Here is a 23,646-nt window from a genome sequence, read left to right as displayed (position 1 = left end):
CACCCAGACGTAGGTAGCCACCAGGAGGGTTTCTGCGTCAAGATAGTACAGGGGGTGCTCTCTGTGGGTTTCCATAGCACCCCCTCTTTTTTACATCCCCTGGGGTAGGTCAAGTAGCACACGAAGGAAGTTGTTAAAGACGTGGTTAAAGTCCTTGGCATCTACCACGGTGAACTTGAAGCTACTCCAGGTAACATTCTGTTCTCTCTGCGTGGGGTTCTGCACCGTGTAGTGCAGCACCAACAGTTTCTCGTTGGCTTTAGGCGCGTATACACTGGTACCTGCCGTAACCCGGTTCACCGCATACTCGGCGCTTCGTAGGGTGAAGTTGAGCGGGTAGGACTTGCCCAGGGTATAGGTCTTGCCGAACTCGCCCTCGCCCCCAGCAAGCTGTGTGGTTCCTGCCACCTGGGTTTGGGGAGCTTGGCCCGTACTCACGATGACAAACTGGTTTTTACCCTTGTCGTAGGTGAGGCTGACCCCCAGGGCTTTGGCAAAGCTCTGGACTTCTACGTAGTATTTACCGCCCTTTTCAAGGGTATCTACCTTGACGGTTTTGCCGTTAATTACAAAGGTCGGTAACGCTGCTGCCAGAACCAGCATTCCCAAACCCACTCCAAACAAAAGCAGCAGTTTGGGCCTAATCATAGGAAACCCCCTTTCTGGGCAAACTTCAGTATAGTTTAGCCAGATGGGTAAGGATGTCCCAGGACTGTGTTTTGGAGCGTCGCAGAGTTGCCGTAGGAATCACTTTCTAGAATTCCTCATCCACTTCATGGAGCCGCTTGGCCCACAGGCTCACCGGCTGGTGGTGCTCCCGCACAATCTGGGCTACCTGGGGCTCGAGAATGCGCATGGCGCCATACTCGGGGTGGTGTTGGCGGATTTGCCAGGCCCCCGGTAATCCTTTGTCCAGCGGCTCAATTGGCACATCCAGGCTTATGAGTCCGGTCAGAATGCGCTCCAGGGGACGGTAGGGCCGCAGGGCTTTGCCGCAGTCGTGCAGCAGGGCGGCCCGCACGGCGTAGCTGGGGGCATCTGGGTAGCGTTCCAGCAGCTTTTTGGCTACCCGCACGGCGTGCTCGCGGTCGCGTGCATCCATGGCTTTGTACAGGTGGGCTTCCTCGATGCTGAGTTCGGCCAGCGCCCAGGCGTCATCCGGCTGGGCTTGGGCTGGGACAAAGGCTTTATATAAACGCTTGAGTCGCAACCACACGGGTTTATCCTACGCAGGCCAGCCCGCTTAGCGTGTCAAGTTCGGCCAATTGTGAAAAGCCGGTGGGCTACGGTAACGTATGGGCGGGAGGAAAGCATGAATATACGCGCTCTAATCGCAGAGTTTCTGGGAGTTTTCGCTTTGTGTTTTGTGGGGATTGGGGCCATTGCGGCTACCCAAGGCGGCGATTTGATGGCCATCGCCCTGGCCCACGGCCTGGCCATTGGCCTTTCGGTGGTGGCCTTGGGGGCCATCTCGGGCGGGCACTTTAACCCCGCCGTGACCTTCGCCATGCTCATCACCGGGCGCATTACCCCGGTGGGCGCGGTGGGTTACTGGGTGGCGCAGTTGCTGGGGGGGCTCATCGCGGCCTTTTTTATTGGCGCTTTGTATAGCGGTACGGCGGTGGCCGACGGAACCCCGGCCCCCGGCGCGAACCATACCGCCATCCAGGCCCTCATGATGGAGATCTTCCTAACCTTTTTCCTGGTCTCGGTCATCTTCGGTTCGGCGGTCTTCAACAACTTTAGCTTTGCCGGGCTGGCGATTGGCCTGGCCATCACCATGGATATCCTGGCCGGTGGGGCCATCTCCGGGGCGGCCATGAACCCCGCGCGGGCGCTGGGCCCGGCCATTATTGGCGGTGAGTGGGCTGCGCACTGGGTTTACTGGGCGGGCCCGCTGGTGGGGGCCGGTTTGGCGGCTTTGCTCTACGACTTCTTGTACAGCAAGAAAGCCGAAAGCTAGAGGGGTTCTCGGAAAGAACCCGGCAATCACAAAAAAACCATAATGGGATGTCAGTTCGAAGTTATCCAACAAGCTGAAAAAGCTGAGCTGAAGTTTGAAAACCCGTCAATCCGCCTGACGGCATCGTAAAGTCCACCCCTACGCTGTAGGAGAGGCTTTGGCGTGAGTCTGCCGTGCCGCACAGGTTTATTCTGCTTTTCTATCTCCGAACTGACGCCAATAGAGGAACCGTGATGGGCGATTTCTGCACCGTTCGCCTGGGGGCCATCCGCTCCAGGCGAACTTTTCTATCCGACTTCAGCCAGCGCTTTGGCCCGCTGCAAGATGGCATCGAACATCGCCGCGGTTAGCTTGCCGGTGTTGGTGTTCTGGCGGCTCACGTGGTAGGAGCTGAGCAGAACCCGCTCTCCCACCCGATACTCGCTGCCGTGCCGAAAGGGGAGGTGGGCCTTGGGCAGACCGTAGTATTCCAGCAGGGCCTGGTGGGCGATCTGGCCCAGGGCCAGGTAGACCCGGATATGGGGCAAGAGGGCCAGTTCCTGGGCTGTCCAGCCCGCGCAGGTGTGGAGCTCGAGCGGGCTGGGCTTGTTTTGTGGTGGGGCACAGCGTACTGCTGCCGTGATGTACACCCCCTCGAGCACAAGGCCATCGTCCCGGTGGCTCGAGGTGGGCTGGCTGGCCAGTCCGGCCCGGTAGAGGGCAGGGTACAGGAAATCACCCGAGGCATCGCCGGTAAAAGGCCGCCCGGTGCGGTTGGAGCCATGGGCGCCGGGGGCCAGGCCAAAAATCAAAATCCGGGCCATGGGATCGCCAAAGCCCGGTACGGGTTTGGCCCAGTACTGGTTATTGCGAAAAGCGGCGCGTTTTTCCTGCCCAACCTGTTCGCGCCAGTCCACCAAGCGGGGGCACTGGCGGCAAGCGGTGAGCTGGGCGTAGAGGGCCTCGAGGCTCATACAGACTCCATTACACCATCCAAGCGGGTTGTCGCTTCAAGGCTGGACTCAGTACAGACCTGCGGTTTCTGTGCCTTAACCTTTAGTTCTCACCTGCCCGTCCCGTACAATCTGTCATCTTGTCGTCGTCTTGGGGTACTTACGGAGGTTTGTTGACGTGCAAAGTGTTTCTACTGTAGCCCTACCGCGCATCATTCAAGGTGGGATGGGTGTTTCCGTTTCCAACTGGCGTCTGGCCCGAACGGTCTCGATGCTGGGACAACTGGGGGTGGTTTCCGGAACCGCCATGGACACCGTGCTGGTGCGGCGGTTGCAGGATGGCGACCCTAGTGGGCTGGTGCGACGTGCGCTGGCGGCCTTCCCGGTACAGCGCTGGGTTAAGCCGGTGCTGGAAAAATACTTCTGCTCCGAAGGCCACAAAGGCCAGCCCTACCTGCGCCTGCCCATGCCCAGCCGGCTGGGTGATACGGCCTCGCAAATCATGCACGTGCTGGGGGGCTATGTGGAGGTGTTTCTAGCCAAGGAAGGGCACCCGGGCCTGGTGGGCATCAACCTGCTCACCAAGCTGCAACTGCCCACCCTGGGCACGCTCTACGGGGCCATGCTGGCCGGGGTGGATTATGTGCTGATGGGAGCGGGCATTCCCCGCGAGATCCCCGAAGCCCTAGACAAGTTGGCAGCAGGAGAGATCGCCTCGCTCAAGATTGACGTGACGGGTTGGACGGGCACGGAAGCGGCACGCCTCCAGTTCAATCCGCAGGAAATTGTGGGCCAGGCCCAGACCCTGAAGCGTCCCAGCTTTTTGCCCATCATTGCTTCCAACTCACTCGCGACCCTGCTGGCCCGCAAGGTGACGGGAACCATTCAAGGTTTTGTGATCGAGGGCCCCACTGCGGGTGGGCACAACGCCCCGCCCCGGGGAGCGCCGGTTTTTGATGAGCGCGGGCAGCCGGTGTATGGCGAGCGCGATGTGGTGGATTTGGAGCAAATTAAGGCCCTGGGGTTGCCTTTTTGGCTGGCGGGAGGAACGGGGTCGCCCGAGGCCCTGGAAAGCGCAATGAACCAGGGTGCGGCGGGCATCCAGGTAGGGACGCTGTTTGCTTACAGCCAGGAGTCCGGCTTCGAGGCCGGCCTCAAGCGGGGCATCCTCGAGCAAGCTGCTCGGGGGGAAGTCAAGGTCTTTACCGACCCCAAAGCCTCGCCCACTGGTTTCCCGTTCAAGGTAGCGGAGGTGGCAGGCACGCTATCGCAGCCCGAGGTCTACCAGGGGCGTACACGGGTGTGTGATCTGGGCTATCTGCGCGAACCCTATCAGACTGCCCAAGGAAAAATCGGCTTTCGCTGTGCTTCCGAACCCATTGACCAGTACCTAGCCAAAGGGGGTGAGCTTGCCAACACCGAAGGACGTAAGTGCTTATGCAATGCGCTGATGGCAGCGGTGGGACAGGGCCAGGTGCAAAAGAATGGCGACCACGAGTTGCCACTGGTGACGAGCGGGGATGACCTCGAGCGCATCGGCCGCTTTGTGCGCCAGTTTGGCAGCGAGTACAGCGCGCGGGATGTGGTGGCCTACTTGTTGGGCACCCCGGCTCAACCTCAAGCAGAGGTCCAGCCGGCGATGGCCAACGGATAATGCACCTTTGGCCGGAAACCCGATGTCTGCTGGTTTGTGTATATTTTTTGAAGACCAACCGTAAATGGGCCTACCATCTGGCGCGGCATAAGTCGGCAAACTCGAGGGGTAGTTTATTTGCCGAAGCGCCGCTCGAGGGGCTAGACCGTGGGGTTCCAGTTTCCGCTTCTGCTTTTGCTGCTGCTGCTTTTACCGCTGCTGGCCTGGGTCTACTGGCGCAGGGTAGGGGCGGAGGGCTCGAGCAGTTACGTGCTGTACCCCAACCTGGCCCAGTTGGCCCGTCTCTCCGAACCCCGCTGGAAACGCCACCTGGGGGCTTTGCTGTATGGCCTGGCCCTGGTGCTGGCTATTGCAGCCCTGGCCCGTCCAGCGGCTACCATCCCCGCACCCGACAACATGGCCACCGTGATTGTGACCATAGACATCAGCCGCTCGATGCGGGCCCAGGATATCGAGCCGAGCCGCTTCGAGGCGGCCAAGCAAGAGGCTAAACAATTTGTGCGGGCGCTGCCGGATAGCGCCAAGGTGGGGCTGGTGAGCTTTGCCGGCTACGCCACCCTGGAAGTGGAGCCCACCACCGATCACCAACGGGTGATAGACCAGATTGAGCTACTGCAGATGGCCCGCCGAACGGCCATTGGCGATGGCTTGCTGGAGAGCCTCAAAGCCATTCCCAAGGACGAAAACGACAAGCCCCTGGGGCCCTCCACGGTGGTGCTGCTCTCGGACGGTCGAACCAACAGCGGCATAGACCCGCTCGAGGTCACCCCATTGGCCAAGGATATGGGAGTGTTGGTGCACACCATCGGGCTGGGCCGCCGCAGCAACCCCAGCGACCCCGACCAGCAGTGGGGCGGCTACTGGATGCAGTTCGACGAAGAAACCCTGCGAGCCATTGCCGACTCCACCGGGGGCCAGTACTACGCAGCCGAGTCGGCCGAGGCGTTGCGGGAGGCCTACCGCAACCTGGGCCGGGTGGTGGGCTGGAAGCCCCAGCGCACCGAGGTCAGCGGTTTATTTGGGCTGGGAGCCGGGCTGTTGCTGGCCTCGAGCCTGTTGGTGTCCAATCTGCGCCGCAGGGTGATTTAGAGCGAGCTTGCCGAATATCCACCTCCCCGAGGCCTGGGATAGGGTTTTGATAGCGCTTTCGGTGCAGCTTACTACGCTCAATTGGCCGGTGATACGCATTTCGGTAGTATCGTTTAGGCTTGCCGAAGTGAACGATACTACCGAAATGCTTTTCTACTCCCTTCGGTCGGCTTGAATCCTTCACCTCTGACTGCGGCGGGCGGTGAAGGATTCAAGCGGAAACGGTATGACACTTGACCCTCACCGGTCGGTCTGTTTCGGTACACTCGAGCCGGAGGATGTATGAAAAAACTGGCCGTGTTAGGTTTACTGGTGGCTGGAGGTTGGGGTCTGGCAGCAGGTTGCGACAATCCCAGTGCCGACTTTGATTATGTCTACTGTGCAACCCAGCTATTTGTGCAAGCCGACAAAGAAATCAACGACGTGTACCGCGAGTTGGTGGGCAAGCTGAATGCCGAAGGGCGCGCAGTGCTGCGTACTTCGCAACTGGCCTGGATCAAGAGCCGCAACCAGCAGTGTACGCGCGTGGAGGCCACCTCGCGCACCGTCAACCTGGACTGCGCCACCCGTATGACCCAGGAACGCACCAGTTTCCTCAAGGCCCGCATCCGCGAGTGCAACAGTACGGGCTGTGTGGTTAGCCGCTTGCGTTGAGGGTTAGCCGCAATAAGTTTTTGCCTAGCTCGAGGTGTTCGATCTGGGCATGGGGGTTGGTTTCCAAGCCCATAGTCTGGAAGCTTTGCCAAAAAGGTACTTCCTGCAGGGCTTTCTGCAGCAGCGGCTGGAGGCGGAGCTCGAGTTCCATATTCTTGCCCAGCTCCAGCAAACCCGGTAGTCGCCGGTTGGCCTGGATGGCTGCTATTTCCAGTACCTTACCAGGCACTAAGTTGAGTACCGGCCCTCCGCGAAACCCCGAAAAATGCAGGTGTTCAACCTGTAACTGCAAGACCTGATGCTCGCGCAGATAGCCCAGCACTCGCAGCGTAAGCCTCAAAGCCGGGCCACTGGCAAACCGAATCTCTGCTTCGCAACGGTTTTCGCTCAGTTCGAACTGCCGAAGTTCTCCGCGTTGCAGACGGCCCAGGGGAAAGCGCAGCAGCTTGACCGGTACATCCACCCTGGCAAGCTGGCTGCTGATCCAGCCGTGCAACAGGGTCTGGCTGAGCTCGAGTTCCATCCGGGTGCGCACCAAACTCATGGCCTCATTATCCTGTAAGGTGTAGGGTGAAATCGCTGGGTGCTTGGGCCATGCCCCCTTCGAATGGCAAAATAGCCAATGACCAAAGGCAAAAGCTCACCCTAGAATGGCTCGCTTTCAGCGGCCTAAATAGTTAAAACCACGATAAACTGAAGTTTGTGACCTACGCCGAAGCGGTTGAGTGGCTGTTTGCCCAGAGTCGTGCCGGGGGACCCAGGGGTTTGTCGCGGATTCTAGAGCTATTGCAACTCTTAGGTCACCCACAAGCCGAGTTACCAGCCGTTCATGTGATCGGAACCAACGGCAAAGGCAGCGTGGTGGCCTATCTGGAAGCAGCCTTCAAGGCCGCTGGTGAACGCTATGGAGCCACCACCAGCCCGCATCTGCTGGACTTTCGCGAGCGCATCCGTACTCATCTGGGCCTGATCCCCGAGGCGGAGGTGGTGCGTTTTGTGGAGTGGGCCCAGGGCCAGCAGTTTCACGAGCCGGTGGCTTTTTTCGACCTCACCACGGCGCTGGCTTTTCGGCATTTTGCCTCGCTGGGTATCAACATAGCGGCCATCGAAGCGGGGGTGGGTGGGCTGCTGGACGCCACCAACGCGCTGCCCTGGGTGCGGGCCACGGTCTTGACCAACATCGGGGAAGACCACCTAGAAACCCTGGGAGGGTCGCTCGAGGGCGTGGCCAGGGACAAAGCAGGCGCCATTCGGACAGGGGTTCCGGTGGTAACCGGGGCTGAGGGAATTGGGCTGGAGGTAATCCGCGGCATAGCCGCCGAGCGGGCTGCCCCGCTCTTTGTGCTAAGGGAAGGCAGTCCTTTATTTGATCTGCCGGTGCAGCCTTCGCTGCAAGGCCGCTTCCAGCGCCAAAATGCCCGCCTGGCCGCGGCGGTGTTGCGCCTGCTGGGTTACGACGAACCGGTGATATCCACAGGTTTATCCACCGCCGTGCATCCAGGTCGGATGCAGCAACTCACCTATCAGGGCATCCATGTGGTGCTCGATGGGGCCCACAACCCCCCTGCGGCCAGAGCCCTGGTAGAAGAGCTCGAGGGCTTTCATCTGGTCTTCGGGGCTTTTCCTCGCAAGGACTACCGCACCATCCTGCAAACCCTGCTACCCAAAGCCAGGAGCGTGCGCTACACCTATGCCGCCAGAGGCGCTTTGCGGGCGGAAGAACTGTTGCAAGCGTACCCGGCGCCCTACTTCGACCACCCGCTCGAGGCCCTCCAACACGCTGTTCAGTCGTCTCAACAGGACGGTAGCCCGGTGCTGGTGACGGGCTCGCTGTACCTGGTGGGGGAGGTGCTCCGGCTGCTGGAAGAGCAAAGCGCAACCAACCCTCTTCCAACCGAAACGATCAGGTAGAAGCTGCTGGCCCTGTCCCCGGCAGCGGGGCGGGTTTGTGCTTGCTTATCGAACCGTCAGGTTGATGATCTGCAAAGGTGGGTCAGTGGGTGAGGCCCCGATGGGGCGAACTTCATAGGTGATAGGGCCCGCGCCGGGGTCGGAACGGTAGCTCCAGCCGCACGTGGCGTCCAGGGGAACATCTCGGGTACCCACCACCCGGTCGCCCCGCCGAACCGTGACGGTGTAGCCTGGCCCTGCGCCCTCACCGCCAAAGCGGAAGGGGCGGGCTACCGTCTGCCCATCGCTAAAAGAAAGGGTGAAATCTTTGGTGCAACCGGCCGTGGTTCCGCTGGCCGCAGCAACCGTAACCTTGGTGCTGGCTGTGGTGCTTGCGCCGCGCACCTCGTAGGTGTGTTCACCGGCAGCGGGGGATGGCACGGCCAGCGTCCAGGTGCCGTCGGGGCTGACTACGACCTGGCCCAGACTGGTACTGTCCTCGAAGACCTCGAGTGCCTCTCCAGGGGTGCCGGTGCCGCGCAACTGGAAGGTTCCAGCCGGCAACTGCGCCCCGTCGGGGGGTTCGCTGATGCGAAGACTGCTGCTCGGTGCGGGCACGGCGAAGGAAAAGTCCGACCCCGGCGCAAGGTTTTGCCCGCTGGCATCTACCGGTTGCAGGGTGAGCGTGTAGTTACCCGGTGCGCCAAAGCTAAAGCCGGGCAGGGCCCAGCGTCCATCGGCCCCCACCCGCACCGGTTCGCCTACCCTGGCGCCGTTGAGGAGTAGCTGCAGGAAGCCCCCCGGAGTGCCCGTACCGCTCAGATCCACCGTGAGGCCGCTGAGGGTTCCTGGGGATGGCGCGGTGAGGGTGGGGGCAACGGCCGCCACGCTGCCCCGGCGGCCCATGCAGAAGAGCAACAAAACCAGCAGCAGGAGGGTTCCGGCTAGCTTGATCCAATCATAGGTCGTCCAGGCCCTGGCCATCTGCTATTCCTCCCTTCCCGCCGTGAGGCGGGCAATGTAGGCCTGGAAGCCGGCCTCGTCGCCGCGCACCAGGTAGGCGGCCTGGCGGCTCCAGGTGGGGATGCTAGGCGCGAAGCCAATACCGGCGGCCTCGAGGGCGGCCCGCAACTGGCCCTCGGTAGCCGCTTCCAACTCCTCGAAGGTGGTGATGCCTGCGGCCACCAGCGCGTCGCGGATCTTGGGGCCAATCCCCTCGATGCGGGTCAGGTCGTCGGCCTTGCGGCGGGTGCCTCCGGCGGTGGCGCGGCTCAGCTTGTAGACCCCGCGCACAAAGCGGCGGGCCTCCACGATCCATTCATCGAATTCCAACTCTTTCCCCACGATCTCCTGCAGCCGTGCCTGGGGCGTGTCCGCCAGGTCTGCGAAGGTTCGGATCCCGGCCTCCCACAGCTTTTGCTGGTAGGCCGTGCCGATCCCCTCGATCACCCCCAGGGGGTCGTGGCCCTCGGGCACCACCTCGGCCCGGAAGGTGCGGCTTTGGGTGACGCGGTAGCCAATCACTTCCTTGGGTGGCCGCGGCTTGGATTTGCGCGGTTTGGCGGCTTTGGCCGGTGTTGGGGCAGGGGTGGTCTGGGCCTCGGTCACGCGGGTCTGCATCGCCTCCAAGCGGGCGGCCAGGGTGTCGTATTCGGCAGTGCGCGCCTGGGCTTTGCTGAGCTGGGCCTCGTAGTCGGAGATGCGGGCTTGCAGGGCGCTGTAGTTGGCCTGCATCTGGGCCTGGTCGTCCTGGGCTTTTTTGAGCTGGGCTTCGTACTCTGCGATACGGGCTTGCAGCGCTGGTTGGTTGGCCTTGTAGCGCTCGAGCTCGGCCCTGGTCTCCCCAAGGGTTTCCAGTTCCTTGCGCAAGCCCTGTACCTCGCCCGCAAACCAGTTGCGTTCCTCTTCGGTCTTGGCCAGGCGGGCCCGCAGGTCGGATAGCTCGCGGCGGAGCGTTTCAACATCCTGATAGGCGCCCTGGGCCTGGTTGAGATCGGCCCGGAGCTGCTGCACCTCGGCCTGGAGCTTGTTGCGCTCGGCAATCACGTTGTTGCTCTGGGTACTCAGGTCGCTCAGGCGCTGTTGCAGTCCCTCTACCTCGGCTCGCAGATGGTCGCGTTCTGTCGCCATAGCTTCGACGCGCTTGCGCAGCCCGTCTAGCTCGGTGGTGTACTGGTTGCGCTCGTTTTGGATGGCTAAGATGCGGGCCTCGAGCTCGGCGGGTTGTGGGTTGCCCAGCCGGGCCCGGATGGCCTCCAGAAGCGCCGCGCCTGTGCCGAGTTCGGCCAGTTTGGAAGCAAGGCGGGACGACTCTTGTTGTTCCCGAGCCCGCTCTTGCTCCAGAGCTGCTAAGCGGGTTTGCAGGCTTTGGAGCTCGCCCGCTAGCTGGCTTTTCTCGGCCTCGAGGGTGGCGTAGCGGGCCTGTAGACCGCTGAACTCGTTCTTGTAGCGCTCAATTTCGGCTTCCAGCGCCCCGACTTTCCCATGGTCAGCCTGCAGACTACCGATACGATCCTGCAAGCTCTGCAACTCACCCTCCAGTTGCTTTTGCTGGGCCAAGGCGGTTTCGTAATCGCCTCGTACTTTATCCAGCTCGCTTCTGGCGCGCTCGGATTCCCCCTGGAGGGAAGCAAAGTGGGCCTCGAGTTCTTCCGGCCTTCCGGCGCCAAAGCGCTGGCGCAAGCCCTCAAAAACAGCCATCAGCCCGCCCATGCCCGCCAGTTGGCCGCTCAGGTTGGCGGCTTGCGATTTCTGTTCGTCGCGGTCCTGGCGCAGGGCCTCAACCTGGCGGCCCAAGACTGCCATCTCGCCCTGGTAGCTCAGAATCTGGGACGAAAGCCGGTTGCGTTCGGCCTCGAGGCCCTCAAACCGGGCCAGCAGGCCGTCATAATCTGCCTTGAGCTTGTCCCGCTCGGCCTGAAGGTTGCCCAGCCGGGTCTGCAGGTTGGCAAGCTGGGTTTTGAGGGTCTCGAAATCCCTGAGCTGTCCTTCCAAGCCCTGAATCTTGAGGGTGGCGGCATCCAACTGCTTATTCACCGCGCCAAAGCTCACCTTGAGCGAGTCGAAGTCCTGTAACTGGGTTCGCAGGCCGGTTAATTCCTGTTCGGCCAGGGCCAGCTTGGACTGGGCTGCTTTGTAGCCGGTCAGATCGGCCTGCAGCCGCCCCAGTTCGGTCTGGGCTTCGCTTAGTTGGTTTTGTAGTCGCAGGGTTCGGCCTCGGAATAGCCAGTTCAAAAGCCAGCCCAGGAGCCAGAAAACCAGCCCTCCTAACAAGAAACTGCACCATTCAATCCATCCCATGAACCCTCCTTACTACGGTTTTTTGGGCAATTCAATAAACCTTTCTTTGTCCAAATACCAGTCTAACAAAAGGGTTTGCAAAAAATGTAAAGCCGTTGCTTGCCACTCCGCCTCGGGTGGCTCCAGCCCAATGCAAACCCCACCGCCAACGGATGGGGTGGGATGGCCTGTTTGGGTAGCTTTGGCAGGCAAAGGGGGAGCCGCAATTAGGTTTTCAGTACCACGTCCAGGGTCTCGGCCAGGGCGTTCACCATCTCGTCTACCTCGCTCTCGGTAATGACCAGGGGCGGCGCCATAGCAAAGCCGGTATCGTTGCAGCGCACGATCACACCCTTTTCCCGGCTGACCTTCATCAACTGCCCTCCAAGGCCCCGGGCCGCATCGAAGGTCTTTTTGCTGGCTTTGTCCTCCACCACCTCGACCAGGGCCATCAGGCCCTTGCCGCGCACGTTGCCCACGTGGGGGTGGGCCTCGAGCGCCTGGAGCCGCCGCATAAGCTGCTCACCCCGCTTTTGGGCATTAATCCAAAGCTGCTCGCGCTCGATAATCTCGATGTTGGCCAGCGCCACCGCACAGGCCACCGGATGTCCCGAGTAGGTGAAGCCGTGCATGAACATCCGGTCGGGGGCCGAGATGCGCTCGAAAATTTGCGGGCTGATGCCCACCCCGCCCAGCGGCACATACCCCGAGGTGATCCCCTTGGCAAAGCTGGTGATGTCGGCCTGGAAGCCATAGGTGGTCTGGGCGAACATCTCGCCGGTGCGGCCAAAGCCGGTAATTACCTCGTCGGCAATCAGCAAAATCTCGTACTTCTTCAGAATGGGGACGATGGCCTGCCAGTAGCCTTCGGGGGGTGGCACCACACCGCCGGCCCCCTGCACCGGTTCTCCGATAAAGGCCGCGATGGTCTCGGGGCCTTCCCGAATGATTAAGTCCTCGAGCTCCTGGGCCAGCATGGCCACAAACTCAGCCTCGGATAGCCCCGGATTGTTGCGGTAGGCCAGCGGCGCGCTCAGGTACAAGAACCCCGGCGGCAGCGGCCCAAAATCGGCGTGGTAGGCCGGTACGCCGGTGGCGGCCAGCGCCCCCATGGCGATCCCGTGGTAGGCCATGCGCCGCGAGATGATCTTGGTTTTTTGGGGCTGGCCCGACAGGGCCCAGTAGTAGCGGGCAATCTTGATGGCGGTCTCGTTGGACTCGGCCCCGCCCGAGGTGAACTGGAAGTGGGAGTGGTGCGGCAGAAGCTGGTGCATCTTAGCAGCTAGCTCAATGACCGGAGGGGTGGCCAGCCCAAAAAAAGTGGGTTGGAAAGCCAGTCGAGCCATCTGCTCGCGGGCTACTTCGGCCAGTTCGTTGCGCCCGTAGCCCACATTCACGTTCCAGAGCCCGGCGAAGCCGTCAATATACCACTTACCTTCGCTATCACGTACCTTAGAGCCTTTGCCCTCGACCAGCACCACCGGGCCCTGTCGCATGTGGCGGTGCAGGTTGGTGACGGGGTGCAGGTGGTGGGCGATGTCTTGTTCAATCAGGCGCTCGGTGTTCCAGATGGGGGTGTTCATAGTGTTGCTGATTGTACTCCGCCCGGAAGTGGGCAGCTCGAGCCTTCCGGTCCTTCAGCACCGGCGGCAGGGCAAGCGACGGGATAGATAGCTGGCTGCATAGTATGCTGGCCTTTGTGACTGCCGATACCCGGCGTGAAATATTCAAAATTGCCCTGCCGGTGAGCCTCGAGTCCACCGTTCAGCTAGCCCTTGGCTTCGTCAATCAGGTGATTGTGGGAACCTTGGGCACCGCCACCATTGCTGCGGTGGGGCTGGCTAATAACGTTCTGTTCATCGGTATTCTGTGCCTCAATACCCTGGGTGCGGGGTGCGCCATTCTGGCCAGCCGGGCCAAAGGACGGGGCGATGAGGCCTCGGTGCGGCGTATCGTAAGTTTTTTCATCGGATTTTCTTCGCTTCTGGCACTTGCGCTGGCCCTACCGTTGGGTCTGGGGGCCACCCCATTCTTGAACTTGGTAGGGGCCAACCTCGAGGTTATCTCGATTGGTGGGCCCTATCTTTCGCTGGTAGCACTGTCCTTGCCCCTAATCACCCTCAGCGTGGTGAGCAGCGCAGCTTTTCGAAGTATTGGTAAGGCCCGCATCCCCATGCTGGTAACCATCCCAACCATCGCCCTGATACCGCTATTGTCGTGGTTGTTTGCGTTTCCGCTGGGGATGGGCGCAGTAGGGGCGGCAGTGGCGGCCCTGGTGGCGCAGGGCATCCGGGCGGCGCTGTTGCTGGGGCTGCTGTTTGCAAGCCGCTGGGGGCTGCGTTGGGCCTGGCCCGACCTGAGGCAAATCCGGCCGCTGCTGGCCCAGGCCGTGCCGCTGGTGTTACCGCTGTTCATCACCGAGGTGGTATTCAGCGGCGGGGTGTTTTTGTTTGCGCTGCTGTTCGAGCGCCTGGGTACGCAGGAGCTGGCGGTGTTCCAGATTGTGAGCAACCTCGAGATGGTTTTCATCACCGCCTCGGCGGGCCTGCACTATGCGGCCACGGTGCTGGTGGCACAGGCCATCGGGCGGGCCGACACCCCAGGTATTTGGGGCGTCTCGCACATGATCGGGCGCATGGGTCTAATCTCGGCGGCCATCTTTGGGCTGGCCTTTGCCCTGTTTGCTTTCCTGCTGCCTTTGCTCTATCCCAACACCACCCCTCAAGTCCAGCAGTGGGCTTTTTGGGCGGTGCTGCTGAATGCCTTGTTTCAACCCATCAAGGTTTCCAACTTCATCTTTTTTGGCATCCTGGCCAGCGGTGGCGACACCCGGTTTTTGCTATTCTCCGATTTTGCCACGGTCTTTTTGCTGGGCCTGCCCTTGGCCTGGCTGCTGGCCTTTCCGCTGGGCCTGGGGTTGTGGGGCATCTTCCTGGGACGGCTCTTGGGTGAGGAAACCCTACGCATCGCCATGTTCCTGTGGCGTTACCGGGGTGGGCAGTGGTTCCGCCTGGACAAGGGGGCCAAAGCCTTAGCTACAGATTAAAACTGCGCAACATTCCCACCAAACGAAACGCTTTTTGGCCGGGAACACAAAAATCCGTATTATACTGGGCATTGATGCGGGCGCGGTCTTATTTGTTCACGCTCTATATGGAATACCTCTACCCAGAAAACCGGGCCTGGGTGGGGGACCTGATCCGCTGGATGGAGCTGCTCAAATTCAGCGAGCCCGCCGTGCGGGCGGCGGTTTCGCGCAGCGTCAAACGCGGCTGGATCATCCCGGAGAAGGATGGGCGGCGGGCCTACTACCGGCTGTCGCCGCGGGTGGCCTGGCAGGTCGAGCAGGTGCGGGAGCGGCTCTACACCTACGGTGCGGCCTGGGACGGCAAGTGGCGCATTCTGGTCTATGCCGTGCCCGAAGCCAAACGCACCGTGCGCGACCGCTTCCGCAACGAGCTAATTCTGCTAGGCTTCGGGACGCCGGCGCCGGGGGTTTGGGTCAGCCCCAATGGCTCGCTCGAGGCCGCCCGCGACCTGGTGGGTTTTTACGGGCTGCAAAGCTACGTCGAGCTGTTCCAGGCCGAGCGCTTTTCCAGTACGCCCCCCCTCGAGCTCATCGAAAAATCCTTCAATCTCAAAGCCGCCCAAGCCCGCTACCGTGCCTTTCTGGCACAAAAACAAGACCGACCCCAGAACGCTGAAGAAGCCTTTGTGCGCCTGACCCACATGATTCACCAGGCCCGCAAGAACCTCTTCCTCGATCCCGGCCTGCCACCCGAGCTAACCCCACCAGGTTTCTTGGGGCAGCGGGCCAAAGAGCAATTTTTGTACCTGTACGATCAACTGGCCAGGCAAGCTAAACCGGTGTTTCTGAGCGAATCTGTTGCTGCAGATTAGCCCAAACTTCATAGCCGCACCTCTCGAATACGCTCTAGAAAGTCGTGAACAATATTGCCGGTCACGCCCCAGATGTCGTAATTGCGCCAGGGGTAGTGCCAAACTTTGCGCCTTAGTTTGCCGTCTGGTTCGGAAAACTCACCTCCCAAACCGGTAGGGAAGCGGTTGCTGGGGGGTGGGGTACGCTCTTCGGCATAGGCTGGGGCGGTCAGCAATTCTTCGATGGGCACCCACAGCAACTCGCCCACCTCGAGGGGGTTGGGGGTCAGGTGGGGTTCTTGGGTAATCCGGCCCAACAAGGGAAAAACCCGGTACCCAAAAGGGGAAAGGGTAGGGTTGAGGTGCCCCAGAATTTCCACATGGCTGGGCTTCAGGCCCACCTCTTCCCAGGCTTCGCGCAGGGCAGCTTGTTCGGCGCTTTCACCATCGTCAAAACGCCCTCCAGGGAAGCTAATTTGGGCGGCATGGTGCGGTAGGTCAGCGCTGCGAACCGTAAACAAAAGCTGTCCTTCCCATACCGGCAGCAAAACGGCGGCATCCACAAACCCCTGGGGTAGCAAAAGCTCCTGGGGCGGGCGGGCAACAGCGGCTTTCAAAACTTCGGATTTCATAGTTTGCTATCGTGGTTTGCTGATCTTGGCTGCTCCATCTAGGGGCAAAAATCAGTTATGGAGCAGCCAATCCAGCTCCTAATCTTAGCTCATTCATTCGGCAAACCGCTCTAATCAAGCCAATCCCCAAACAGCATGGAGCAACACTCATACTACGTACAATTTTGCTCGCAACGTTCGCGCAACAAAATCTCTGGGTTCACCTTTTCCTGGCGACACAGGGCCACCATCCGCCACAGCACCTCGCCCAGATCGCCCTGCTCGAGGGCCTCGATCAGGTCAGACTTGCTGGCGAAGGGGGTTCCCAGCTTCTTCTGAATTTCGCTGGCCCTGGCCAAAGCACCTAAGCTGCGTGGCACCTGATCGCAGATGGACTTTGCGGGCTTGCCTTCCAAGGCTTTGATGGCATTCCAGTTGGCGGTCACGGCCTCGGGGGTGTCGGCTTGCACATCGCCAAATACATGTGGGTGGCGGCGGATCAGCTTATCCACAATGTGTTGTTCGACCTGTGGATAAGCAAAAGTGCCTTCTTGCTCGGCAATGACTGAGTGGAAAGCCACTTGCAACAGTACATCGCCCAGTTCTTCGGCCAGTTCGTTGGGCTGGCCCTTGCCAATCGCATCCACGGCCTCGGCTGCTTCTTCCAGCAGGTAAGGCCTGAGGCTCTGGTGGGTTTGCTCCTTGTCCCAGGGGCAGCCATCGGGTGCACGGAGGCGACGCATGACTTCCAATAAACGTTCCATACTCTATAGCCTATCGGGTCTTGGAATGCCGATCATGCCTTTCTGAGCAAACGCCACAGCATGAAGGCTCCTAACCACGCGCACCCGACCAGGATCAGGCTCAGCAAATCTACCGGAGCAGTATCACCCAGAGCCAAGCCCTGGGGACTGGGGTAGGGGAGACCTGTGGTGCGGGTCAGAATGAACAACAGCGTCAAGAGCCCTACCAGCCAGATTCCAAGCTGGTAGGTTCCGCGTTCCATGCTGGCAGGCATCTCGAGCAAGCGGGTGAGCAGCAAGAAACCCCCATACATCAATTGGAACCCCAACAACATCATGAACAGCAGAGCATACCAGAACCCTGCTCCTTGAAGTCCCAAAGGGGTCTCGTTGCCAAACAGTTCACCGCACAGCCCACCGCCCAGAAAAGTGTTGCCAAGACCCAGCAGTTGCAAGAAGAAGGGGGCGATCAGCAAGGCAGCAGCCCAGCGCACCTGGGGACTGGAGAAAGCCGATGAGACACTATTCATGCCGCCCTTATCATGACGCAAATACCGGAGGGTAATATGTAATGGTGTCGGGATTAATGCGCGAAGGTAAAAGTTAAAAGTTGAAAGGGTGCCGATCGTTGGTGTTTGGAATCCTTTCCTTTCTCGGGACATTTGACTACAGTGGATTTGCCTACCTTAACCTGGGGAGATTTCAATGTTGATACGTTTTGGGGTGATTTTGTGGGCGCTGGGCTGGGTTTTTGCTCAAGGCCAGGGCCTTCGAGTGGAAAATGCCTGGATACGCTTGGTACCGGGCAGGATCACAGCCGCCTACATGGTGCTGGTCAATACCACCCCCCACCCCATTCGGGTACTGGGAGTCGGTAGTCCCATCGCGGCACGAGGAGAGCTGCACCGGACTCAGTTTGTAGACCCCAGCGATCACCTGGGTATGGATCACAGCCACAGCCCGGAAATGAAGGGCCTCGAGATGACCGGTATGCGCCCGGTAAAGGAGCTGCTGGTCCCGGCCCGAGGGCGCTTGGAACTCAAACCGGGGGGCATCCATCTAATGCTGATTGACTTGCGCCAACCTCTACGGCAAGGGCAGCAGGTGCGGCTTACATTGCAGCTCGAGGGGGGGCGAACCTTCCATGTGGATGCAGTGGTTCGGGCACAATAGCGCGGTCTACTAGGGTTCAAGGCATATAGATAAGAAAGATCAGGAGTGAACCATGCAATCTCACAAAAAAAACCGGGGCTATTTCATCCCCCACATCACTTGAGGAGTGTAGCTGATGCCACGTCGAGCAATATGGATTACATTGGTTGCTGGCCTGCCCTTGCTGTTGGCTATTGCCGCTTTCTTCTTGACGCGCGATACCTATCAGCCCTACGGAACCCGCCTTTTGAACATCCGTCCGGTAGAAGCCAACCAGTTTACCCTGACTGCCCACAATGGTTCGACCAAGAGCCTATCCGACTTTCGGGGCAAGGTGGTTTTGATTTTCTTTGGTTTTGTCAACTGCCCGGATGTTTGCCCGACCACCTTGCTCGAGATCAGCAAGGTCTACAAGGCCCTCACTCCACGTGAACAAGAACGGGTACAGGTTCTGCTAATCTCGGTAGACCCCGAGCGCGATACCCCCCAATTACTCGAAAAATATGTAACTTTCTTTGGCTCTACCTTTCTAGGTCTGACCGGCACACCCGAGCAAATTGCCGAGGTTGCCAAAAAATACGGGGTCTTCTATCAGAAATCAGCCATCAAGTCGTCCACCGAATACAATGTAGACCACACCGCTACGGTGTTTGCCCTCGACCCTAAAGGTCAATTGCGCCTCATCTACGGTAGCGGCAAAGCCGCTGAAACCGAGCGGGTGTTGCAAGACGTGCGCTGGTTGTTGCGGGGTTAACTACCGGTTAGGTCTAGGACAGAGAATTCCTAACCCTGGATAGCTCCATCTTTGTGAAGCGCTCCAGTGCACTGCTAATCGCTTTTTTTGGTCAGCTTGTGCGGGGAATCCCATCCGTCCGTACATGTCGCGGGGGCCGAAGCCCTCCACCTGCGGAAGGCGACCTTCAACGGACTCGAGCGGCTGGGCCCGTTGTAGCCCAAATATCCCGGAGCTGATCGTAGCCAATAAAGGCCTCCCGATAATCCCCCAGTGCGTGCGGAACGGAAAAATAAAGGGTAAGCCCCTTTGCCGAGAGCGTCCACTGGAGGTCTTCGGCGTTGAGGTCGAGCCAGGGGCGGTCACTGGGGTCGGCTTGGAGGTTCTCTAATACCTGCTTGCGCCCTAGGGCGACCAAGCGCTCGAGGTAGCCGCTGCTGGGTTTGAACAAGGCACTTAAGGGCACTTGCTTGCCCGTTTGCGGGTCGAAGGTATACCCCCTGATCCAGCTGCCCGGATAGGCACAACCGCTGGGGCCACAAGAGCTGCCCACGATGAAAAAACTCACCAGTCCGTCGGTGCCCAGCGTCAGGGTGTAGTTCATGTCCAGACAGCGCATCTCGCTCAGGCGCTTCTCCTTGAGGGCGGTCTGATAGTCCTGACGGTAAAGGCTCAGGATGCTTCCTACCGATTGTGCAGTCTGGCGATTAATGCTCTGCCAGCCAGAACTGGGGCCGCTAAATGCAGGGTACAAAACCTGAATCTGAGGCTTGGCTTCTGCTACCCGTACCGTTTCTAGCCGAGCCTGCCGAAAGCGGTAGTCCTGCTCGACCATGCTGAAACGTCCTCCGCGTTTTCCATTGGGGGTGTACCAGTCGCCCTCAATTCCGCGGTCGTTATAGCCTCCTCTGAAAACCCCGGTTTGCTTGTTGCCATCAAATTCCTTGAGATTCAACTCAGCTTCGCTGAAGGTTCCCTCGAGCCGCAACCGCCCGTTGCGTCCTTCATAGAGATAATAGCCCGTGACTTTTGGCCCATTGAGTTTCAGGTACATCCGGATGGGCAACACCTGGTTCTCGAGGGTGATATTCCCCCGAAAGACTCGCTCAACGGAGGTTTGGGTAAAACCAAAGCCCAGGAGTCCTAGCCACATAGCCCAAAGTAAACGCATGTGCTTTATGGTAAACGACTCCAGACGTATGCACCATGGGGATCTTAGACGTCGAACCTTCTCAACGCAAGAAGAGGGGGCTTTTGAGACCCATCTCTTCGAGACAGTGGTATTGAATTTTCATATCATACGCATTTCGGTAGTATCGTTCACTTCGGCAAGCCTAAACGATACTGCCGAAATGCTTTTCTACTCCCTTCGGTCGGCTTGAATCCTTCACCTCTGACTGCGTCCAACGGTGAAGGATTCAAGCGGAAACGGTATCACCCCAGGCTGCGAGGCCCGTGCCATTCAAAACCCTTCAAACTGCTTTCCCGATTCTAATTGTGAACAAAAATGAATATCTATCTAAAGCCAAGTTCCAGACTGCGATTCCGACCCCTTGATTAAGTCGTAACACCCGTATATACTTCTAGGGTTGCGTTGCCTCAGGCCAGCCCCAGGGGGTGTGCCTAGCGCATACGGGCTGTGCCCGTAACCCTGTCCCTGAGGTCACATCGGTTGCGCTCACGGGAAAGCCGTCGCGCACAGCGATTCTTGAGAATCCAGGGGCGAACCTCAGGCCACCGGCCTGATTCGCTTCTCGACGGGAACCCCGCACCGAGCGCAGCGCAAGTACGCAGACCTCCGTGTGGGGTTTCAGTTTTTAGAAAGAAGTCGAGTCAAACGAAAGGATGTGATTACACTGCCAACCATCAACCAACTCCTCCGCAAAGGCCGTGCTCCGGTTGCTAAAAAGAGCAAAGTGCCTGCTCTCAAAGGGAGCCCTTTCCGCAAAGGGGTTTGCACCGTGGTGCGTACCGTCACCCCCAAGAAGCCCAACTCGGCGCTGCGCAAGGTAGCCAAGGTGCGCCTGTCCAGCCAGTACGAAGTCACTGCCTATATCCCCGGCGAGGGCCACAACCTGCAAGAGCACTCGGTGGTGCTTATTCGTGGGGGCCGTGTAAAAGACCTTCCGGGTGTGCGCTACCACATCGTGCGCGGCATCTACGACACCCAGGGCGTGAAGGATCGTAAGAAAAGCCGCTCCAAGTACGGGGCTAAGAAGCCCAAGGCCGATGCCAAGGGTGCCGCAGCCAAAGGTAAGAAGTAACTCTTTCACGTACCGCCGTGCACGGCGGTACGAGTGAGGTCAGAGTATGTCACGGAGAAGACAAGCTGAAGTTCGTCAACTCGAGCCCGATCACCTCTATGGGGATGTGGTGGTGTCGGCCCTCATCAACCGCATGATGCGGGATGGCAAGAAGAACCTGGCCGCCAAAATCTTTAAAGACGCCTGCGAGATTATCCAGGACAAGAGTGGTCAAGAACCCCTCAAGGTCTTCAAGGCGGCCCTAGACAACGTGCGCCCCCGTGTAGAGGTGCGCAGCCGCCGGGTGGGCGGGGCCAACTACCAGGTACCGGTCGAGGTATCCCCCCGCCGCCAGCAAACCCTGGCCCTGCGCTGGATCGTCAATGCTTTCAACGGCCGGGGTGAGCGCGAAGCCCACCAGCGCTTGGCTGCCGAACTCCTAGAGGCCGCCGAGGGCAAGGGCAATGCGGTCAAGAAGAAAGAAGACGTTGAGCGTATGGCCGAAGCCAACCGAGCCTACGCCCACTACCGGTGGTGAGTATGTCCGTCAAGACTGGATTTGACCTTAAGCTGTTCCGCAACATCGGGATTGCGGCCCACATTGACGCCGGTAAAACCACCACCACCGAGCGTATCCTCTACTACACCGGGCGCATCCACAAGATTGGCGAAGTGCACGAAGGCGCCGCCACCATGGACTGGATGGAGCAAGAGCGTGAGCGGGGTATCACCATCACGGCAGCTGTAACCACTGCCAACTGGAAGCACTCCGGCTCGGGTGTCGAGCACCGGGTCAATATCATTGACACCCCTGGCCACGTGGATTTCACCATCGAAGTCGAGCGTTCCATGCGTGTGCTGGACGGCGCGGTGGCAGTTTTCGATGCCAGCCAGGGCGTCGAGCCCCAGTCCGAGACGGTTTGGCGCCAAGCCGACAAATACCGCGTACCCCGCGTGGCCTTCGCCAACAAGATGGACAAGACCGGCGCCGACTTGTGGCTCGTAGTCAACACCATGAAGGAGCGCCTAGGCGCCAAGCCCGTGGTTATGCAACTTCCCATTGGGCGTGAAGATACCTTCAAGGGCATCATTGATGTGTTGCGCCAGAAGGCCTACCTATACGGCAACGACCTGGGTACCGATATCAAAGAGGTTGAAATTCCCGAAGACATGAAGGCCCAGGCTGCTGAATACTTCGAGAAGCTGGTGGAGGCTGCAGCCGACTACGACGAAAACATCATGCTCAAGTTCTTGGAAGGCGAAAAACCCTCCGAGGAAGAGATCATCAGGGCCATCCGCAAGGGCACCATCGCCATCGAGATTTTCCCAGTCTTCCTGGGCTCGGCTCTGAAGAACAAGGGCGTGCAACTCCTGTTGGACGGGGTGGTGGACTACCTGCCTTCGCCGCTGGATATTCCCCCTATCAAGGGCAAAACCGAAAGCGGCGAAGAAGTGGAGCGCCCCGCTGATCCCAACGCTCCGCTGGCTGCGTTGGCTTTCAAAATCATGGCCGACCCCTACGTAGGCCGTCTAACCTTCATCCGCGTCTACTCCGGCACCCTCAAGTCAGGCTCCTACGTGCAGAACACCACCAAGGGTAAGAAAGAGCGTGTGGCGCGTCTGCTCCAGATGCACGCCAACCACCGCGAGGAAGTGGAAGAGCTGCGTGCGGGCGAGCTGGGCGCGGTGGTAGGGCTCAAGGAAACCATTACCGGCGACTCGCTGGTGGGCGATGGGGATGAGGCGATTATCCTCGAGTCCATTGAAATTCCGGAACCGGTCATTGACCTCGCCATCGAACCCAAGACCAAGGCCGACCAGGACAAGCTGGGCGTGGCCTTGTCGCGGTTGGGCGAGGAAGACCCCACCTTCCGGGTCTCCACCGACCCTGAAACCGGCCAGACCATCATCTCCGGTATGGGCGAGTTGCACCTCGAGATCATTGTGGACCGCCTCAAGCGCGAGTTCAAGGTGGATGCCAACGTGGGCAAGCCCCAGGTGGCCTACCGCGAGACCATCACCCGCCCGGTGGATGTGGAAGGCAAGTTCGTGCGCCAGTCGGGTGGTCGCGGCCAGTACGGTCACGTCAAGATCAAGGCCGAACCCCTGGGCCGTGGCTCGGGCTTTGAGTTCATTAATGCCATCGTGGGGGGCGTGGTTCCCCGCGAGTACATCCCGGCGGTGCAGAAGGGGATCGAAGAGTCCATGCAGTCGGGCCCTCTTACCGGCTTCCCCATCGTGGACTTGAAAGTGACCCTCTACGACGGTTCCTACCACGAGGTGGACTCCTCTGAAATGGCCTTCAAGATTGCCGGTTCGATGGCCATCAAGGAAGCCATCGAGAAGGGGGGTGCAGCCATCCTCGAGCCCATCATGCGCGTCGAGGTCATCACCCCCGAAGATTTCTTGGGTTCCATCATCGGCGACCTCAACAGCCGCCGTGGACAAATTCAGGGCATGGAAGAGCGTGGCAACGCCCGCCTTGTACGAGCCCATGTCCCCCTAGCCGAGATGTTCGGTTACGCCAACGACATGCGTTCGATGAGTCAGGGCCGCGCTCAGTTCTCGATGTTCTTCGACCACTACGAGCAAGTGCCTCAAAACATCGCGCAAAAGCTGATTAAGGGGCAATGACCAATCAAGGTTGGGCTTACCCCGACCCCTCACCAATAACCTGATAGAAGGAGTGAAACTGTTATGGCGAAAGGCGTATTTGAGCGCACCAAACCGCACGTCAACGTGGGAACGATCGGACACGTAGACCACGGGAAGACCACCTTGACGGCGGCGATCACGTTTGTAGCAGCCGCAGCCGATCCCAGCA

At 59.7% G+C, this 23,646-nt stretch carries 24 protein-coding genes; 13 read left to right on the top strand and 11 right to left on the bottom strand.

Translation table 11 applies throughout. The features are described 5' to 3' along the window. Positions 1 to 90: 90 nt before the first annotated feature. Positions 91 to 648, bottom strand: coding sequence for a hypothetical protein (locus tag WKI89_RS16420; protein WP_337871455.1), 558 nt, complete (start codon positions 646 to 648; stop codon positions 91 to 93). Positions 649 to 754: 106 nt separating this feature from the next. Next, a complete protein-coding gene (locus tag WKI89_RS16415; RefSeq protein WP_337871453.1) occupies positions 755 to 1,216 on the bottom strand; it encodes an HD domain-containing protein in 462 nt (153 codons plus the stop codon). A 96-nt stretch (positions 1,217 to 1,312) separates the two neighbouring features. Between WKI89_RS16415 and WKI89_RS16410 the strand changes: the two genes are divergently transcribed. Continuing rightward, positions 1,313 to 1,963 (top strand): aquaporin, encoded by a 651-nt coding sequence (locus tag WKI89_RS16410; RefSeq protein ID WP_337871451.1) that lies wholly within the window; start codon positions 1,313 to 1,315, stop codon positions 1,961 to 1,963. A 287-nt stretch (positions 1,964 to 2,250) separates the two neighbouring features. Here WKI89_RS16410 and WKI89_RS16405 read toward each other — a convergent pair whose 3' ends face one another. Further along, a complete protein-coding gene (locus tag WKI89_RS16405) occupies positions 2,251 to 2,916 on the bottom strand; it encodes a uracil-DNA glycosylase (RefSeq protein WP_337871449.1) in 666 nt (221 codons plus the stop codon). A gap of 205 nt (positions 2,917 to 3,121) precedes the next feature. Here WKI89_RS16405 and WKI89_RS16400 point away from each other — a divergent pair, with 205 nt between their 5' ends. From WKI89_RS16400 to WKI89_RS16390, 3 genes are all read left to right on the top strand, one after another. Further along, complete coding sequence (locus WKI89_RS16400; protein ID WP_337871447.1) at positions 3,122 to 4,549, top strand: nitronate monooxygenase; 1,428 nt, start codon at positions 3,122 to 3,124, stop codon at positions 4,547 to 4,549. A 147-nt stretch (positions 4,550 to 4,696) separates the two neighbouring features. After that, positions 4,697 to 5,638, top strand: coding sequence for a VWA domain-containing protein (locus tag WKI89_RS16395; RefSeq protein WP_337871445.1), 942 nt, complete (start codon positions 4,697 to 4,699; stop codon positions 5,636 to 5,638). Between the two features lie 282 nt (positions 5,639 to 5,920). Beyond that, on the top strand, positions 5,921 to 6,292 hold the full coding sequence (locus WKI89_RS16390; RefSeq protein WP_337871443.1) for a lysozyme inhibitor LprI family protein: 372 nt from the start codon (positions 5,921 to 5,923) through the stop codon (positions 6,290 to 6,292). On the opposite strand, the gene WKI89_RS16385 is transcribed toward WKI89_RS16390, so the two are convergent. Then, on the bottom strand, positions 6,276 to 6,836 hold the full coding sequence (locus tag WKI89_RS16385) for a hypothetical protein (protein WP_337871442.1): 561 nt from the start codon (positions 6,834 to 6,836) through the stop codon (positions 6,276 to 6,278). The genes WKI89_RS16390 and WKI89_RS16385 overlap by 17 nt on opposite strands. Positions 6,837 to 6,994: 158 nt before the next feature. Here WKI89_RS16385 and WKI89_RS16380 point away from each other — a divergent pair, with 158 nt between their 5' ends. Next, positions 6,995 to 8,203: a cyanophycin synthetase gene (locus WKI89_RS16380; RefSeq protein ID WP_337871440.1), complete on the top strand. Its 1,209-nt coding sequence runs from the start codon at positions 6,995 to 6,997 to the stop codon at positions 8,201 to 8,203. A gap of 45 nt (positions 8,204 to 8,248) precedes the next feature. On the opposite strand, the gene WKI89_RS16375 is transcribed toward WKI89_RS16380, so the two are convergent. The 3 genes from WKI89_RS16375 to WKI89_RS16365 all read right to left on the bottom strand — a co-directional run bounded on the left by WKI89_RS16375 (position 8,249) and on the right by WKI89_RS16365 (position 13,044). Continuing rightward, on the bottom strand, positions 8,249 to 9,166 hold the full coding sequence (locus WKI89_RS16375) for a hypothetical protein (RefSeq protein WP_337871437.1): 918 nt from the start codon (positions 9,164 to 9,166) through the stop codon (positions 8,249 to 8,251). A 3-nt stretch (positions 9,167 to 9,169) separates the two neighbouring features. Continuing rightward, positions 9,170 to 11,482 (bottom strand): helix-hairpin-helix domain-containing protein, encoded by a 2,313-nt coding sequence (locus tag WKI89_RS16370; protein ID WP_337871435.1) that lies wholly within the window; start codon positions 11,480 to 11,482, stop codon positions 9,170 to 9,172. A gap of 206 nt (positions 11,483 to 11,688) precedes the next feature. After that, complete coding sequence (locus tag WKI89_RS16365; RefSeq protein ID WP_337871433.1) at positions 11,689 to 13,044, bottom strand: aspartate aminotransferase family protein; 1,356 nt, start codon at positions 13,042 to 13,044, stop codon at positions 11,689 to 11,691. A 104-nt stretch (positions 13,045 to 13,148) separates the two neighbouring features. Here WKI89_RS16365 and WKI89_RS16360 point away from each other — a divergent pair, with 104 nt between their 5' ends. After that, positions 13,149 to 14,507, top strand: coding sequence for an MATE family efflux transporter (locus tag WKI89_RS16360; RefSeq protein WP_337871432.1), 1,359 nt, complete (start codon positions 13,149 to 13,151; stop codon positions 14,505 to 14,507). A gap of 74 nt (positions 14,508 to 14,581) precedes the next feature. Continuing rightward, positions 14,582 to 15,361 carry a PaaX family transcriptional regulator C-terminal domain-containing protein gene (locus WKI89_RS16355; protein ID WP_337871430.1) on the top strand — a complete coding sequence of 260 codons (780 nt, stop codon included), beginning with the start codon at positions 14,582 to 14,584 and terminating at the stop codon, positions 15,359 to 15,361. An 8-nt stretch (positions 15,362 to 15,369) separates the two neighbouring features. Here the strand turns inward: WKI89_RS16355 and WKI89_RS16350 are convergent, their stop codons facing one another. The 3 genes from WKI89_RS16350 to WKI89_RS16340 form a co-directional block, all read right to left on the bottom strand. Further along, entirely contained in the window at positions 15,370 to 15,972 is a 603-nt protein-coding gene (locus tag WKI89_RS16350; RefSeq protein WP_337871428.1) for a CoA pyrophosphatase, read from the bottom strand. Between the two features lie 152 nt (positions 15,973 to 16,124). Then, positions 16,125 to 16,715: a MazG family protein gene (locus tag WKI89_RS16345; protein ID WP_337871426.1), complete on the bottom strand. Its 591-nt coding sequence runs from the start codon at positions 16,713 to 16,715 to the stop codon at positions 16,125 to 16,127. Positions 16,716 to 16,747: 32 nt separating this feature from the next. Next, positions 16,748 to 17,224, bottom strand: a complete 477-nt coding sequence (locus WKI89_RS16340) for a hypothetical protein (protein WP_337871424.1) — start codon at positions 17,222 to 17,224, stop codon at positions 16,748 to 16,750. Between the two features lie 175 nt (positions 17,225 to 17,399). Here WKI89_RS16340 and WKI89_RS16335 point away from each other — a divergent pair, with 175 nt between their 5' ends. Beyond that, on the top strand, positions 17,400 to 17,867 hold the full coding sequence (locus WKI89_RS16335; protein WP_337871423.1) for a copper chaperone PCu(A)C: 468 nt from the start codon (positions 17,400 to 17,402) through the stop codon (positions 17,865 to 17,867). Between the two features lie 115 nt (positions 17,868 to 17,982). Further along, a complete protein-coding gene (locus WKI89_RS16330; RefSeq protein ID WP_337871421.1) occupies positions 17,983 to 18,600 on the top strand; it encodes an SCO family protein in 618 nt (205 codons plus the stop codon). A 166-nt stretch (positions 18,601 to 18,766) separates the two neighbouring features. Here WKI89_RS16330 and WKI89_RS16325 read toward each other — a convergent pair whose 3' ends face one another. Continuing rightward, positions 18,767 to 19,750: an RsiV family protein gene (locus WKI89_RS16325; RefSeq protein WP_337871419.1), complete on the bottom strand. Its 984-nt coding sequence runs from the start codon at positions 19,748 to 19,750 to the stop codon at positions 18,767 to 18,769. A gap of 685 nt (positions 19,751 to 20,435) precedes the next feature. On the opposite strand from WKI89_RS16325, the gene rpsL reads away from it, so the two are divergent. From rpsL to WKI89_RS16305, 4 genes are all read left to right on the top strand, one after another. After that, positions 20,436 to 20,843 carry a 30S ribosomal protein S12 gene (rpsL, locus tag WKI89_RS16320; protein WP_337871456.1) on the top strand — a complete coding sequence of 136 codons (408 nt, stop codon included), beginning with the start codon at positions 20,436 to 20,438 and terminating at the stop codon, positions 20,841 to 20,843. A gap of 46 nt (positions 20,844 to 20,889) precedes the next feature. Further along, positions 20,890 to 21,360 (top strand): 30S ribosomal protein S7, encoded by a 471-nt coding sequence (rpsG, locus tag WKI89_RS16315; RefSeq protein ID WP_337871417.1) that lies wholly within the window; start codon positions 20,890 to 20,892, stop codon positions 21,358 to 21,360. A gap of 2 nt (positions 21,361 to 21,362) precedes the next feature. Then, positions 21,363 to 23,456, top strand: a complete 2,094-nt coding sequence (gene fusA / locus WKI89_RS16310) for an elongation factor G (RefSeq protein ID WP_337871416.1) — start codon at positions 21,363 to 21,365, stop codon at positions 23,454 to 23,456. Positions 23,457 to 23,519: 63 nt separating this feature from the next. Next, a partial coding sequence (locus WKI89_RS16305; protein WP_337868053.1) for a GTP-binding protein occupies positions 23,520 to 23,646 on the top strand: 127 nt, incomplete at its 3' end.

The organism is Meiothermus sp. (assembly GCF_037443965.1).
GTDB lineage: Bacteria > Deinococcota > Deinococci > Deinococcales > Thermaceae > Meiothermus.
This window is presented reverse-complemented; position numbering and strand designations above follow the sequence as displayed.

Excerpts from the sequence above, each read along its gene's own strand:
- WKI89_RS16390 (WP_337871443.1), top strand. The coding sequence starts at position 5,921 with ATGAAAAAACTGGCCGTGTTAGGTTTACTGGTGGCTGGAGGTTGGGGT.
- WKI89_RS16330 (WP_337871421.1), top strand. The coding sequence starts at position 17,983 with ATGCCACGTCGAGCAATATGGATTACATTGGTTGCTGGCCTGCCCTTG.
- WKI89_RS16335 (WP_337871423.1), top strand. The coding sequence starts at position 17,400 with ATGTTGATACGTTTTGGGGTGATTTTGTGGGCGCTGGGCTGGGTTTTT.
- WKI89_RS16325 (WP_337871419.1), bottom strand. The coding sequence starts at position 19,750 with ATGCGTTTACTTTGGGCTATGTGGCTAGGACTCCTGGGCTTTGGTTTT.
- WKI89_RS16365 (WP_337871433.1), bottom strand. The coding sequence starts at position 13,044 with ATGAACACCCCCATCTGGAACACCGAGCGCCTGATTGAACAAGACATC.
- WKI89_RS16375 (WP_337871437.1), bottom strand. The coding sequence starts at position 9,166 with ATGGCCAGGGCCTGGACGACCTATGATTGGATCAAGCTAGCCGGAACC.
- rpsG (WP_337871417.1), top strand. The coding sequence starts at position 20,890 with ATGTCACGGAGAAGACAAGCTGAAGTTCGTCAACTCGAGCCCGATCAC.
- WKI89_RS16340 (WP_337871424.1), bottom strand. The coding sequence starts at position 17,224 with ATGAATAGTGTCTCATCGGCTTTCTCCAGTCCCCAGGTGCGCTGGGCT.
- fusA (WP_337871416.1), top strand. The coding sequence starts at position 21,363 with ATGTCCGTCAAGACTGGATTTGACCTTAAGCTGTTCCGCAACATCGGG.
- WKI89_RS16370 (WP_337871435.1), bottom strand. The coding sequence starts at position 11,482 with ATGGGATGGATTGAATGGTGCAGTTTCTTGTTAGGAGGGCTGGTTTTC.
- WKI89_RS16400 (WP_337871447.1), top strand. The coding sequence starts at position 3,122 with ATGGGTGTTTCCGTTTCCAACTGGCGTCTGGCCCGAACGGTCTCGATG.
- WKI89_RS16405 (WP_337871449.1), bottom strand. The coding sequence starts at position 2,916 with ATGAGCCTCGAGGCCCTCTACGCCCAGCTCACCGCTTGCCGCCAGTGC.
- WKI89_RS16410 (WP_337871451.1), top strand. The coding sequence starts at position 1,313 with ATGAATATACGCGCTCTAATCGCAGAGTTTCTGGGAGTTTTCGCTTTG.
- WKI89_RS16345 (WP_337871426.1), bottom strand. The coding sequence starts at position 16,715 with ATGGAACGTTTATTGGAAGTCATGCGTCGCCTCCGTGCACCCGATGGC.
- WKI89_RS16350 (WP_337871428.1), bottom strand. The coding sequence starts at position 15,972 with ATGAAATCCGAAGTTTTGAAAGCCGCTGTTGCCCGCCCGCCCCAGGAG.
- WKI89_RS16360 (WP_337871432.1), top strand. The coding sequence starts at position 13,149 with ATGCTGGCCTTTGTGACTGCCGATACCCGGCGTGAAATATTCAAAATT.
- WKI89_RS16355 (WP_337871430.1), top strand. The coding sequence starts at position 14,582 with ATGCGGGCGCGGTCTTATTTGTTCACGCTCTATATGGAATACCTCTAC.
- WKI89_RS16385 (WP_337871442.1), bottom strand. The coding sequence starts at position 6,836 with ATGAGTTTGGTGCGCACCCGGATGGAACTCGAGCTCAGCCAGACCCTG.
- WKI89_RS16420 (WP_337871455.1), bottom strand. The coding sequence starts at position 648 with ATGATTAGGCCCAAACTGCTGCTTTTGTTTGGAGTGGGTTTGGGAATG.